At 37.7% G+C, this 14906-nt stretch carries 10 protein-coding genes; 4 read left to right on the top strand and 6 right to left on the bottom strand.

Going from position 1 to position 14906, the window contains the following annotated elements:
• The first annotated feature begins 354 nt into the window (after nt 1-354).
• On the top strand, nt 355-4329 hold the full coding sequence (locus tag KO513_RS16620; protein WP_215914365.1) for a chemotaxis protein CheB: 3975 nt from the start codon (nt 355-357) through the stop codon (nt 4327-4329).
• A gap of 15 nt (nt 4330-4344) precedes the next feature.
• Complete coding sequence (locus tag KO513_RS16615) at nt 4345-4740, top strand: response regulator (RefSeq protein WP_215914364.1); 396 nt, start codon at nt 4345-4347, stop codon at nt 4738-4740.
• A 448-nt stretch (nt 4741-5188) separates the two neighbouring features.
• On the opposite strand, the gene KO513_RS16610 is transcribed toward KO513_RS16615, so the two are convergent.
• The 5 genes from KO513_RS16610 to KO513_RS16590 form a co-directional block, all read right to left on the bottom strand.
• A complete protein-coding gene (locus KO513_RS16610; protein ID WP_215914363.1) occupies nt 5189-5968 on the bottom strand; it encodes a patatin-like phospholipase family protein in 780 nt (259 codons plus the stop codon).
• A gap of 70 nt (nt 5969-6038) precedes the next feature.
• Nucleotides 6039-7475, bottom strand: coding sequence for a cardiolipin synthase (gene cls, locus KO513_RS16605; protein ID WP_215914362.1), 1437 nt, complete (start codon nt 7473-7475; stop codon nt 6039-6041).
• 50 nt (nt 7476-7525) lie between these two features.
• Nucleotides 7526-8116 carry a DUF6134 family protein gene (locus KO513_RS16600; RefSeq protein WP_215914361.1) on the bottom strand — a complete coding sequence of 197 codons (591 nt, stop codon included), beginning with the start codon at nt 8114-8116 and terminating at the stop codon, nt 7526-7528.
• 268 nt (nt 8117-8384) lie between these two features.
• Nucleotides 8385-8816, bottom strand: coding sequence for an Hsp20/alpha crystallin family protein (locus KO513_RS16595; protein ID WP_215914360.1), 432 nt, complete (start codon nt 8814-8816; stop codon nt 8385-8387).
• Between the two features lie 123 nt (nt 8817-8939).
• Nucleotides 8940-11144: an FUSC family protein gene (locus KO513_RS16590; RefSeq protein ID WP_252735916.1), complete on the bottom strand. Its 2205-nt coding sequence runs from the start codon at nt 11142-11144 to the stop codon at nt 8940-8942.
• A 199-nt stretch (nt 11145-11343) separates the two neighbouring features.
• On the opposite strand from KO513_RS16590, the gene KO513_RS16585 reads away from it, so the two are divergent.
• Nucleotides 11344-13269: a DUF294 nucleotidyltransferase-like domain-containing protein gene (locus KO513_RS16585; RefSeq protein ID WP_215914358.1), complete on the top strand. Its 1926-nt coding sequence runs from the start codon at nt 11344-11346 to the stop codon at nt 13267-13269.
• On the top strand, nt 13269-13925 hold the full coding sequence (locus KO513_RS16580; RefSeq protein ID WP_215914357.1) for a 3'-5' exonuclease: 657 nt from the start codon (nt 13269-13271) through the stop codon (nt 13923-13925). The genes KO513_RS16585 and KO513_RS16580 overlap by 1 nt, the downstream gene beginning before the upstream one ends.
• A gap of 5 nt (nt 13926-13930) precedes the next feature.
• On the opposite strand, the gene KO513_RS16575 is transcribed toward KO513_RS16580, so the two are convergent.
• Nucleotides 13931-14881 carry a phosphoribosylaminoimidazolesuccinocarboxamide synthase gene (locus KO513_RS16575; protein WP_215914356.1) on the bottom strand — a complete coding sequence of 317 codons (951 nt, stop codon included), beginning with the start codon at nt 14879-14881 and terminating at the stop codon, nt 13931-13933.
• Nucleotides 14882-14906 lie beyond the last annotated feature (25 nt).

The following is a 14906-nucleotide window of genomic DNA, read 5'->3' as shown; positions in this document are numbered from 1 at the left end:
TTTGTGTTAGTAGCCGTAATATAATGAATTATCCGAAAGTGCTACTCTTAGTGTTTTAAAAATTCGATGCAAAAAACATACAAGTTTTAGGATTTGACATAATCACCTTCAACCTATCACTAGCAAATGCATATTTTGATTCTAACGTTTTAAAAACAACTTCACATCTAATTAAACTCTACCAAGTAAATTTTAAACAAGATCATTCAAAAGGAAACTAGAACAAAACCATATTTAGTTGAACTATAAAACGTTGCTATTAAACAGTTACCAAAATGGATAAAATTATTTATTTACCATTTATATTATTGTAAGATATTCATTACTTTTATTGAGACGAAATCAATCTACTAAATGATAGAACCTAATATCTCAGGTATTGACCAAGAACAAAATAAATTAAAAAACAAATTCTCAATAATAGGCATAGGGGCCAGTGCTGGTGGATTAGAAGCATTAAAGTCTTTTTTTGACAACCTTCCTTTAAAATTTGCCCATAGCTTTGTTGTTGTTCAGCATTTAAGCCCCGATTACAAAAGTTTAATGGGAGAGCTTTTGGCTAAGAACACAGACATGCCCATTATTGAGGTTACTGAGAAAACCAAAATAAAGTCAGGGACTATCTACCTTTTGACACCTAAAAAAAACATCTTTATTAAAGATGGTTATTTAATTTTAGAAGACAAGCCAACCACTAGGACCTTAAATCTACCTATAGATTTATTCTTTAAATCTTTGGCGCGTGAAATGACCAATAATGCTATTGCTATCATTCTAAGCGGCACAGGTAGCGATGGTACTTCCGGAGCAAGAGATATTAAGGAATACGGCGGAATGGTAATGGTGCAATCCCCAGATCAAGCAGAGTTTGAAAGTATGCCTCAAAATGCAATCAACACTAACTTGGTTGACTTTGTCCTGCCTACCGAGCAAATGGGTGAAGAACTTCAGAGATTCCTTCAACACCCAGCCGTTTATGGTTCCTTGGAGGAACATATTCTAAACGATGAGGAAACACTGGTTAAAATTCTGAGCTTTTTAAACAGTCAGACTAAATTAGACTTTGAATACTACAAAAGACCTACCCTAGTACGTATGATCGCCCGAAGGATAGGGATAAACCGTTTAGAAACCCTTCCAGAGTATAAAGACTATTTATTTGAAAGACCAGAAGAAGCGCATTTTCTGGTAAGGGAGTTTTTAGTTGGGGTCACCAGTTTTTTTAGAGACGAAGCTGTTTGGAATGTTCTTGCCACCGAAATCATACCAAAAATAGTAGCTAACAAAAAAAAGGGAGATACCATTAAATGCTGGTGTGTTGGGGTTAGCAGCGGTGAAGAAGCCTATTCTTTGGCTATTATTATTAATGAACTCCTGATAAAGTACAATAAAAAAAATGTAGTTAAAATTTTTGCTACCGATATAGAAAAAAACCATCTGAACGACGCTGCGAAAGGCATGTACAATGAAAGTACTATTGCCAATATTTCCGAAAGACGGCTAACGATGAATTTCACCAAAAAAGGAGATTATTACCGTGTTAACGAGAACATTAGGCGTATGGTCATATTTAGCAAGCATAATGTGCTCAAAGACCCTCCTTTTAATAAAATGGATATTTCTCTGTGCAGAAATATGCTTATTTACCTTCAACCTGCAGCACAAAACAGAGTTCTTGATGTTTTGCACTACTCACTTAATTTAAATGGAACCTTAGTTCTAGGTAGTAGCGAATCTCTAGGAAGGCAGAAAAACTCATTTGCTGAAATACATCGGAAACAAAAAATTTACAGTAACATAAGACCTGCAAAAATACTTGGTCTACAACCTTACGGCCCAAACAAAACCCAAAAAAATCCGTTTGGTCTAAAAACCATGAGTTACGAGCGAAATACAAGGCAGCTTATGGTAGAAGCCTTAAGTGATAATTTAGACCTTGCCGCTATTCTAATAGACGGTAATTTTAATATCGTTGATGCTTTTGGAGACCTCAATAATTATATAAGCTTACCGAACAAGGGGTTTAGCATGAACCTATTAAAAATGGTTCCTGAGAACGTGGCAACAGTTTTGAGCTACTCTTTAAGAAAAGTTGCAGGAACCAACCAAAATTTAAGGCACGAGAACCTTAATTTCTCAACTGAAAAAAAGCCCACCATTGTTAATATGCATGTGGCATCCTTTAACAACCCCCTAAGTAGCAATCCTCCGAATTTTTTAATCATCATCAAACCTTCGGACATACAAAAAATAACAAGCCCTACTCATAACGAGAACGAAAACACAAATAATAGTTCAAGGGAAATAGAATTAGAATCTGAACTAAAAGAAACAAGGGAAAGTCTTAAAAACATGATTGAAGAGGTAGAGACTAGCAATGAAGAGTTGCAGGCTACCAATGAAGAGCTCTTAGCTTCTAATGAGGAATTACAAAGTACTAATGAAGAATTACAAAGTGTAAATGAAGAATTACATACCGTAAATACGGAACTTCAGGAAAAATTAGAAGAGCTAGCTCTATTAAATTCAGATTTGGACAACCTTTTTCAAAGCACGGACATAGGAACCATTTTTCTGGACAATCAACTGAGAATAAGAAAGTTTACCCCTAGCGTTGCCAAGCATTTCAACCTAATGGAAAGTGATGTTAATCGCCCTCTAGAACACTTTGCCAGTACATTTCATAAGTCCAATTATAAAAACTTCATTTCAGACATTAAAGCTGTAGTCGTAAATGGAGTTTCACAGCAAAACGAGGTGAAAGATGCAAAGGGGCGTTGGTTCTTGCAAAAAATAGTTCCATTTCGTGATTCCATCGGAAATATTGAGGGGGCAACCCTTAGTTACGTAGACATTAACGAACTTAAATCTGCGGAACAAAAGCTTAAAAATCAATTACTTGCATTTGAGCAAACATCAGACAGTTTTTGGGATTATAACTTAATAAACAATACCTATTACGTTAGCCACTCAATCCGCCATATTCTAGGTTACGAGGCAGATGAAGTTGAAGAAACTCCTGAGTTCTGGAACCAACTGGCCCATCCGGAAGATCTAGAGACCCAAGATAATACCATGCAAAAACATTTGCAAACCAACGGTAAATACCCATATGCAGTAGAAATAAGATACAAACATAAAGCTGGTCATTATGTAACCTTGTTCTTAAGAGGCAAAATAGTTGAATGGACGGAAGATCACAAACCCAAGAGAATGCTGGGTACTACAACCGATGTTTCTATGATTAAAAGAATGCCTCAATTAGAGCAGGAACTGCTTGATAAAAATATGGTGTTTGAACAGGTTCTTGAAATAACCATGGCCGGTTTTTGGGATTGGAATATACAAGAAAATACAGAGTATTTGAGTCCTACTTTTAAACGAATGTTCGGGTATGAAGATGACGAAATGGAAAATACACCTGAAGCATGGCAAAATATCATGCACCCAGAAGATCTTCCAGGCGTGCTAGAAACGTTTGATGCCCATGTTAAAAGTAAAGGAGAAGTACCCTATGATAATGAAGTTCGCTATTTTCATAAAAACGGAAGCATTGTATGGGTTTGGTGCAAAGGTCAGGTAATAGAATGGGGTGAAAAGGGGGAACCTATAAGAATGGTTGGTAGTCATATAAACATTACTAACTTAAAACGCCTATCTCAAAGCAACAAAGAGCTAGAACGTTTTGCTTATGTTGCAAGTCATGACTTGCAAGAACCCTTACGTACCATACGAGATTTTGTAACGCTATTTAAAGAAGAATATATAACTTTATTAGACGATAAGGCCAATACGTATTTGGCCTTCATAGAAGAAGCCTCGTCAAGAATGGGCGAATTGGTAAGGGTTATACTTGCCTATTCAAAAATAGGGAGCAATACCAGGCCAGAACCTGTAGACCTAGAAACCATAGTAGGGAACGTAATGAAAGACCTTCGTATGCGTATTAAAAATACAGGTGCAAAAATCAAGGTTAAAGACCTCCCCGAAATATCAGGACATAAATTAGAACTTCACTCCCTTTTTCTTAACCTTATTGGTAACTCAATAAAATTTACTGATAAAAACCGAAATCCGATAATTGAGATAGGAACTTTGCCCTCAGAAAAAGGACATCATATTTACGTAAAGGATAACGGTATTGGAATGGAAGAAAAAAATCAACAACAGATTTTTGAAGTATTCAAAAGATTACATAACCAAGAAGATTATGAGGGAACCGGTATTGGCCTGGCCCATTGTAAAAAAATAGTGGAACTACATAACGGTAAAATTTGGGTGGAGTCCGAAATTGGAAAAGGAAGCACCTTTCACTTTAATCTAAATTAATAACTTATCTAGACTATGATAAAATCTATTGTACTTGTAGATGATAATAATGCTACGAACTTTATTCATGAGACCTATTTAAGACGCGTAAATTGTGCCGAAAGAGTCTACTCTTTCACCATGGGCAAAAAAGCTCTTGAACATCTTATGAATTCAAAAGTTTTTCCCGAACTCATATTTGTGGATATTAATATGCCCACCATGGATGCTTGGGAGTTCATGGAATTATACAAGGAATTGGATGTAGCGCTTAAAATCAACACAAGGGTTATTCTCTTGACCACCTCCATAATCCCATCTGATAAAGAAAAAATGGAGATGTACCCAGAAATTGATGCTATGATGTACAAGCCATTAAACGAATTAGCTATTAAACAGATTATGGTTGAACATTTTAACCTTACTCTTTAGGCTATCTTAACCTTTGTTCATTTAAATATTTATAATGTAGGCTTGTTTTATAGACAACCTTTGAGTCTGAACCATCCTTTTTTTAGCTTGTCCAGGTTATACTGAACAGGCACTACTTTTCTGGATGGCCGTTCTTTTCACCTTAAAAAAAAGCCAACCCAAAAAAACGGAGTTAGACTATTCCTTAAAAACAAAGATTTAGGGTCCGTTAAAGATTATTAGACCCTTGGAAATTGAGCTACCCTAAATACATCCTCAGAAAAACCGCCCAGTATGACCATCAAAGTTTCTGGTCTTATTGTATAAAAACATCAGCATTGGATATAAATCTGCCGTTGAAAACCAAGGGTATTAAAAAAAGCGATATGGAATTTGACAATCTACCATCCGCACAATATCTATTTCATTAATCAAAATCATTACTACACAGAGAAGACCTTTTTTTCTGCTATTGCCCTACCATTAACTGCAATGCCGTACCATTCTCCTCAAGATTTTTTTTAGCGGCCAGATAGCCTAACTCAAATATAGTATCGATACCGTTCATATCAAAGGTGCGGAAAGCGGAAAGGCCATCCGGAGAAATAATCATATCAAATTCCGCGAATTTTAGCATGGATTCAGAAGCGGACTTCAATTTATAGGCCCGCTCAACCACGGTATAAGAATGTTTTAAATCTTCCATTCTTATTTTTTTTAGTGGATTTACATAGATCCCGATAATTTTATCGCACTTCTTCTTTAATGGTTCAATGGGAAAATTGTTGAGAACACCTCCGTCAATATAATAAGCGTCACCTATTTTGGTAGGGGTAAACATTCCCGGAAAGGAAGCCGAGGCCAATACCGGTCTAATGAGCTGTCCTTTATGAAATATTTTGAGTGTACCCTTTATAATGTCGGTACCCGTTACATAGAGGGGTTTCTTTAATACACTAAAATCATCGTTGGGGAAAAATTCCTTGAAATTGTCATAGTACTTTTCCGTATCTAAAAAACCTGGTTTGCTACGGGCGTACTTTTGTGTACGAAAAAGGGGTATGGTTTTAAAAAAATGCAATATTTCGGCCCAACCAACTCCTCCTGCATAGAGCGCTCCCACTATGGCGCCGGCACTGGTGCCGGATATATGTGTAGGGAATATTCCGTGCTCTTCCAAAGCCTTTATAGCGCCAATATGTGCTACTCCCCTAATTCCTCCTCCTGAAAGTACAAGACCTATATTCATTTTTGTACGGTTATTATGCGAATTTAGGAACTACATCCCTAGAAAAATATGATGCATATCATAGATGACACTACAAAACGGGACTAAATATTTTAGCAAGTCCCTCTTTAAAACGCTCAGACTTGGGCCGTTGCATAAATTCCTTATAATTTATTTCATGGCTAATTTTGCAATCATTTAAAAAATCACGCTTTAGCTCCCTTGTCAACTCTTTATCATAGGCCAAAACATTGACTTCGTAATTTTGTTCAAAACTCCTCACATCAAGGTTGGCGGTACCTATAGTCGTCAGTTCATCGTCCGTAAACATGATTTTACTGTGCAAGAAGCCATCAGGATATAGATAAATTCTAACTCCGGCTTCCAAAAAGTTTTCAAAATACGAGCGCACGCTCCACCTGACCAAAAAACTATCGGAATTGGAAGAAAGTAAGATCCTGACATCAACCCCGCCCAAGGCGGCTACCTGTAAAGCTTCCATAAGGGCTTCTCCGGGAATAATATACGGGTTTACAATGTAGACATACTTTTTGGCACCGTTAATAAGTGAAAAATATAGCTGATGCACCGACGGAAAATCTGAATCCGGGCCGCTTGAGACGGTCTGCACAACTGATTTTCCAATTTTTGGTATGGTTGAAAAGTATGACAATGTGAGCATATCGTCCTTTCCACTGGCAAAGCTCCAGTCCATGGCAAATACCGCTTGAAGGCTATTAACTACAGGTCCTCTTAGTCGTAAATGCATATCGTGCCATGTTCCCAATATCGGGTCTCCGTTAATATACTTGTCCGATACGTTAATACCGCCCGTAAAAGCTGTATGCCCATCAACCACAACTATCTTTCTGTGGTTTCTATAATTAATGGATGAAAGCAGCCTTTTGAACCGAATAGGCAAAAAACTAAAGACCTCTACCCCAGCTTCCTTAAGCTGGTTGACATAGGCCTTACTTAAAGTATTGCTGCCCAAACCGTCGTATAGGAAACGTATTTCAACACCTTCCTTTATTTTTCGTTGCCAGAGAGCCAGAAACCTATCGCCCAGCTCGCCTTGCTCAAAAATATAATATTGAACATGTATAAACTTTTGGGCTCCTTCCATAGCTTGAAAAATTGCATCAAAGGTTGCCGGCCCATTTTTTAAGGAGGTCAGCTCGTTACCCAAACTGGGTAAAAAATTAGAGTTTTTAGCGATGAGCTTTACCAATTTAAGGTGACCTTTTATCGGCTCGGGCACATTCTCCCCATTATTACGGTCTATATCATCACAATATGCTTCCACCTTTTTTAGGTATGCCGAAATCTCTTCGGTTTTTTTAAGGCGGTAAAACTTATTTTTTCTTCTGTTTCGCCCCAGAACGAAGTAGAACAACATACCGCCTACAGGTATGGTGAAGATGGCTAAAAGCCAAGCTAGGGTCTTTGTTGGGCGTATACCATATAGCAGTAAACGACCTACTAAAAAGAGGGCCAATGAAAAGTAAATGATTAGTGCGATGGTCATATTCCAAATGTTATTTGCCCAATGCAAACAAATCACCTTATCAGGAAGACCTACTCACTTATGCGCATTTCAAAATTTACCACACCTCCATCAATAGTAGCATAGTCCAAAACCCCTTTTCTGTAGAAGTATATATTTTCTTTACCATTAGCATTAATTTTCTTGTAGCTATGGTTTCCTAGGGGTACTATGGTATTCATAGTACCATCTTGTTCCGAGTAACAGTAACCAATATGCTTTGGTTCCTTAAAATACAGCAATATTGTAGTATAGGCTATAGAATCTTTCAAGGTACTTTCCTTTTTGTTCTTTACGATGAGATATTGATTGTCTTTCCACAAGGTGCTTGTCTCCGCATGAGGCTTATGATTTATCAAAATATTGACGCTGGCCTTTTGAAGGTGGTCATTGTCAAAACTTACATCATATTTATAATCAACCGCTATAGTTGTCAGAATTTTGGTTTTAATGCTGGTAAAACTCTGATATGTAGTTACTGTACCCAAGGTCTTTCGGCTCACTTCTAAACTACCAATTGGCTTGTTCTTGACTAAAATATCGTATTTCAGTACCGTATCGGGAATAAGGCTATCGCCCATAATGCTGACAACAAAAACAAGTCCGATTACATATTTGACCATAATGATAAAGATAGAAGGGCTATTACACAAGTGTAAATTACCTTAAATAATACGGTCTCCCTTGACGAATATCATAAAAGAACGTAAAGTTTTTTTGAGATCACAATCATTAATTATAAGATAACGACACATTTCCTAATGAAGACCATAAGGCCTATAACCAAATTCAAGCAGAAGAATTATACAAATAGAAAGCCCTCAAATCTAACCTACCTACACGGACGCATACAGGTTTAGATAAGAAGGCTATTCTAACGATTAGTGTTTATTATGATATCTCTACTTTTTTCGGACTATGTTTAGCTTCTTCTTTTTTAGCAATTTTGAATTTGAGAAGACCATCTTTGTAGGTTGCCTTTATTTTGTCGTCAGCTACACTTTCAGGTAATCGGAGTGATTTTTGAAAAGAGGTATAACTAAACTCCCTACGACTATAGTTATCTTCATCTTCTTCTATAACATTGGAGTTTTTTGCTGAAATGTTCAGGTACCCGTTATCGATGCTCACGTTAAAGTCTTTCTTGTCATAACCAGGTGCCGCCAGTTCAATTTCAAAATTTTCGTCATTTTCTTTAACGTTCATGGCCGGCTCTTCTAATTTCCCCAACCATGAACCTCCATTAAAAAAATCGTCGTTGTTGAAAAAATCATGGTTTACAAGATTCCCCCAAGGTCTTTTGTTAAATTTAATTAGTGACATAATCTTAACTTTTTTTAGTTAAACAATTAGTGTACAGCTAAAGTAAAATAGAAGCAAAACCAAAAATATGACATTCGTCAGGGTGTAAGGTTTTAACAAAAAAATAACAAGGACTTTGACAAACTAGATTTCCGCACTCAATTTCAGCATTTTACCACTTAGCGTAAACAACCATCGTAATTGACCAAGTATTAAATGTGCCTCTTGCAAATTACGCTCCTCCCCCACTTTTACGGCATTTTCAAAATCCCATGCTATTGTCTTAAACTTAGAACGGTTACTTTTAAAAGATTTCTCGTGATGTTTCAACGAAAAATCATCTTCTGTTTTCATATGGGCCAAAGTATCTGTGGTACGACCCAAATTTTCCATTATATGCGCTACCGCAGACCTAAAACCTTCTGATGCTTCCGTAGTACAATGATTCTGTATATATGAACTTAAGGAAGCCAAGGAAGACAAAAAAGAGTGACTCAGAGTTACCAGTTCATAAACCTCATTTACTTTTTTTTGTTTTGATTTGGGTTCTTGAACCATTTGTTGAAAAGCGGCACTTAGATTAGAAGTCTCTTCAAAAGCTTTTTTCCGGCTTATTCTCAGTGCGGTAGGCTCCTTTTCCTTTTGATCATAAATAAGGGCTATTTCATTTAGAAAATTTTGATTGGCCGCCAGACAGGTTCTTAAGTTGTCATTAATATTTAAAAAACTCCATGAAGGCCAAAGTACCAAAGTGGCAAAAAATGAAAGTAACGCTCCTAGAACCGTATCCAAAATCCGAAACTGAATGACCGTAACAATGTCCGGCAATAAAATTCCATAAATAAAAATTACGCTCAGCGTAACAAAAGTAGCTGCCGTCTTATAGTTTCTCTGCAGCATAGAAAAGGCCATGACCAACGAAGTAAGTCCCAAAATTCCAAATACATAGATATTCTGCACCAAAGCTACAATTACAAAAGCAATGGTAGCACCAATTAAAGTACCTATAATCCTATCTTTTGAGCGGGCCTTGGTTAGCCCGTAACTGGGCCGAAGTATAATAATAATAGTCAATAAAATCCAATAGGGTTTTTGAAAATCAAAGATGGTTCCTATGCTGTACCCAACCATTACCGTAACGGCCAAACGCAAAGCATGTCTAAAAATGGCCGATTTAAAATTAAAGTTACGAACCAACATTTTAAGGTCGTAATCTTGCAAGGTTATAAACTTACGTACGTAACTCTCATCTATAAATTGCAATTCCTCTGTTTTGGCCTCATTGCGCAACCAATTGATTTTTCCAAGCAACTCTACCTGCTTCTCTTGATACTCGTAAAGATTCTGAAGCATTAAATACGGGCTAAGATTTTCTTTTTTAGGAATACTTTTAAGTTGATTTATATTAGCCAAAATCTTATCTAAATACGGCTGTAGTTCTACTGGTGGTGGTAATTTTTTTCCGTGCCTTCCGGCAAAAGCAATACGTTCTAACTGTTCCGCGATCTTAAAAATAAGCTCTTGAAAACCGCTTTTGTATTGACTGTACGTTTTAAAGACCACATCCATTTGGCTATAGTTAATGGGGTTGGCAATTGCCGCTTCCAGCATTTCCACCAATTGGGCCAGAACCAGTAATTGTTTTCCGTGGTAAACGGAATACCGAGATCTTTTTCGGTTAAGAACTAACATCTCCCTTAAGGTTTCATGCTTTTCTATAAGCTGCTCCTGTAGCTTGTTCAGTTCGGACAATAATTTTTTCCGGTCAGAATCTGGTTCTACCAACTTTCCCCTAACTCGCAAAAATTTGGCTGTCAGCAGATAGGTTTCCCTAAATATTTCCTCAATTTCACCTTTAGGGTTTATATAATGCCAAACCATAACCACCAACAAGTACCACAAACTACCTATACCTACAAAAAAGGCATATTCATAGGTGTTAAGCACCTGAGGTTCATGGGCAAAACTAAGAACCAAAGCCAATAGACCGGAAAAGCTGACTAAAGTAGCCCTAAAACCAAAAATGGATATATAGGCAAGCAGGAAAGAAAGTACTCCTAGAACTGGAATCAAAATATAGGCCGGCAAATTCAAATATCCCCCAATAAAACTAATGATGACCACCAATACCGTAGCGCTAAGTATACCCGTAATTTTTTGCTTAAAGCTTCCATTAGCATTACTGGGCGCACTCCATAAAGCTCCAAAACAAATGGCAAGACCTATTTCTAGTTGATTAAAGTAAAGTCCCAACAAAACAGGGAAACTAACCGTAACGCCCACCAAGACCGCTTTTGAAAAATCAGTGCTTTTCAAAAACTGAAAAAGTTCCCTTAAACTATTTCCCATGTTTCCATACATTTATCTAAAACCATGCTTTACGGTTCAAAGATAGAAGATAACTTTGGCGTACTTGAATATGCAGGGCAATCTTTATTCAAAGCAACTTCCTTACTACGGATAGAAAGTGTAGAAGGATGCAATTTGTTTGGGCATTTTCCTTTTTTTAATGCACTTCCTGATATAACTTTAACTTTAAATTTGCCGCATGAAGAATACCATTTCTATTAGAGTTGCCGATTTCCTTAAAAACTACCCGCCTTTTAACGAGGTAGACATTAAGGAACTAGAAAGTCTATCTGAAGAAATAAGTATTGTCTACAAGATAAAAGGTGAAGTAATCTTTGCCATAAACGAAGAGGCCCACCCCTATTTTTATGTAGTTCATAAAGGTGCCGTAGTACTTACCAAAGAACCCAATGACGAAGTTGTAGATTTGTGTGATGAAGGTGATATTTTTGGTTTACGCCCCCTTATTGCCAATGAAAACTACAAAATTGGAGCCAAAGCATATGAAGAGACCATCTTATATGCAATACCAATAGCGGAGTTTAAACCCATCATTAAAGATTACAAGGAAGTAGGTAATTTTTTAATTGAAAGCTTTGCCTCCAATACGCGAAATCCCTATTCAAAAAGTTACAGGGGCAAGCTTTACGAAGGCACTCCTCAAGCCGGTGACAACGCCGTAGGAGACAAAGAATTGCTCGATTTGCAAGGCGTACCCTATTCAAAAAAACTAATAACCTGTTCTGAGAATACCACCATAAAGACCATAGCGGTTAAAATGACCGAAAAAAAGGTGGGCTCCGTATTAGTAGTAAAGGACAAACTTCCCGTAGGCATCATAACGGACAAGGATTTAAGGAATAAAATCGCCACTGGTCTTTTTCCAATAACCACAAGGGCCAAAAATATCATGAGCTCACCGGTAATTACATATCCAAAAAAAATGACCGTTACCCAAGCACAGATGGCCATGATGAAAAGCGACATCAGCCATTTATGTCTTACGATGGACGGAACTCCAAATACTGAGGCCGTTGGTATCATTAGTAAACATGATATTATGTTTGAGCTGGGCAACAACCCTGCCGTGCTTTTAAAAGCAATAAAAAGAGCAAACGGATTTAAAAAATTAAAGGCGGTACGCAGAAGAATCATGAATCTGCTGCAAGGGTACCTAGATCAAAATATACCCCTCACCTTAACTTCCAAGATTATTTCTGAGCTAAACGATGCCTGCATCAAGCAAATTATCAAAATAGCCTTGGATAAGATGGACGCCCCTCCACCGGTAAAGTTTGCATGGTTGGCCATGGGGAGCCAAGGCCGAAGCGAACAATTGCTACACACCGACCAGGACAACGCACTGGTCTTTGAAAATGTACCCGAAGACCAACTCACAGAAACAAGAGACTATTTCTTGGCACTGGCAAGAATCGTTACCAAGGGCCTTTTTGATATTGGATACGAATATTGTCCGGCGGAGATGATGGCTTCCAACCCGGAATGGTGCTCAAGCTTGCAGGAATGGAAAGAACGTACACTCCATTGGATTACCAATCCCGGGCCGGACCAAGTGCTCTTATCCTCCATATTTTTTGATTACAACCTCTCTTATGGCGATTCTAACTTGGTAAACGAGCTAAGTGCGCACCTTTTTGAAACTACGGAACAATACCCCAATTTCTTTTTGCATTTGGCAAGCGGAGCACTCCAAAGTCCGTCTCCCAGTGGTTTTTTCAGAAGCTTTTTGGTGGAAGAAGACGGTGAATATAAAGACTTTTTTGACTTAAAGCGAAGGGCCTTAATGCCTTTGATTGATGGAGCAAGGGTCTTAGTGCTCTCTCACCAAGTAAAGTCCATCAATAATACTGCAGAACGCTTTGAAAAGCTTGCGGAACTGGAACCCAACAACCAAGAACTATTTTTGGCCTGCTCCTACGCTACCAAGGCTCTATTAAAGTTCAGGACAAAACACGGTCTTTTGCATAATGATTCCGGGCGTTTTATTGCTTTGAACAAACTTACGAAGGAAGAAAAAATAAAATTGAAGCGTAGTTTTAAGACCATAAAAGATTTACAGGAACTTCTTAAAATTCGTTTTAAGGTCACAAACCTATTGGGCTAATGGATTTCTTCAAAAAGCGAAAACAGAACTATCCTGACTTTTGGATGGACTATGAGGCCAAGTTTGAAAAGAAAGTAGATTATACCCTGTCCGAAATACGTTTTGTGGTGTTTGACACGGAAACTACCGGCTTTGACTATGATACGGACCGCATTCTATCTATAGGAGCACTATCTTTAAAGAATAATAGTATAGCTGTTAACGATAGTTTTGAAGTGTTTCTCTACCAGCATTTTTACCACGCCAAAAACATAGAGATACACGGAATTTTACAAGAGGAAAGACAAGAGCGCATAACGGAACTGGACGCCTTGATTCTATTCTTGGAATATATTGGAAATTCGGTTTTGGTGGCGCATCACGCAGGCTTTGACAGAAATATGATCAATCATGCCCTGAACCGTCATGGTATGCCCGATTTGAAAAATAAATTTCTGGATACATCGGTATTGTACAAGCGTACATTAATCAAATCCCCATTGCTTCCCGTAAAGCCACAATACTCTTTAGACGAACTCGCAGAGAAATTCGATATATCAAAAAAAGACCGACATACTGCTTTAGGCGACGCCTATATTACCGCAATCGCTTTCATTAAAATTGTTCAGAAACTAAAAACCAAGAAGAACTTTTCCGCAAAAAAACTACTCAAATAGCAAACTCACCCCTTCAAGTAATCCAACACATTACCCTCTATACGATTCTGTATATCAGATATATCTGCTTTAACAAATACTTCTCCAGTAATATTCTCGTAAAGTTCTATATATCGGTCAGAAACAGACTCAATATACGCGTCTGTCATTTCGGGTAAAGTCTGCCCTTCTAAACCTTGAAAATTATTCTGAATCAGCCATTGACGCACAAATTCTTTGGACAACTGCTTTTGAGGTTCACCCTTTTCCTGCAACTCTTTGTATGTATCCGCATAAAAATAACGCGAAGAATCAGGGGTGTGAATCTCGTCTATCAAAACAATTTTACCGTCTTTGGTCTTCCCAAATTCATATTTGGTATCCACAAGAATAAGTCCTCTTTCTGCTGCAATTTGAGTGCCTCTTTCAAAAAGGGCCCTTGTATATTTTTCAAGAACCTCATAGTCCTCTTTGGAGACAATACCCCTTTTAAGAATATCCTCTTTAGAAATATCTTCATCATGATCACCCATTTCGGCTTTGGTGGCCGGCGTAATAATAGGCTCCGGAAATTTATCGTTTTCCTTCATACCTTCCGGCATTTCTACACCGCACAACATACGTTTGCCCAATTTGTACTCCCGGGCCGCATGACCGGACTGATACCCCCTTATCACCATTTCTACCTTGAAAGGCTCACAAGCATGCCCTACCGCAACATTTGGGTCCGGAGTTGCCATTAACCAATTAGGAACAATATCCTTGGTAGCATCCATCATTTTAGTAGCAATCTGGTTCAGAATCTGTCCTTTATACGGAATACCCTTGGGCATAACCACATCAAAAGCAGATAAACGGTCTGTAGCTACCATAACCAAAATTCCATTTTCTAACTCATATACTTCACGCACCTTTCCTTTATAAACACTTTTCTGGCCGGGAAATTCAAAATTGGTATCTGTAATGGTACTGCTCATTGGGTATTGGTAATTTTCTGTTGTA

Origin of the sequence: Zobellia sp. B3R18 (assembly GCF_018860715.1) — a bacterium.
Taxonomy (GTDB): Bacteria; Bacteroidota; Bacteroidia; order Flavobacteriales; family Flavobacteriaceae; genus Zobellia; species Zobellia russellii.
The sequence above is the reverse complement of the archived record's forward strand: the minus strand, read 5'-3'. Positions and strand labels throughout refer to the sequence as shown.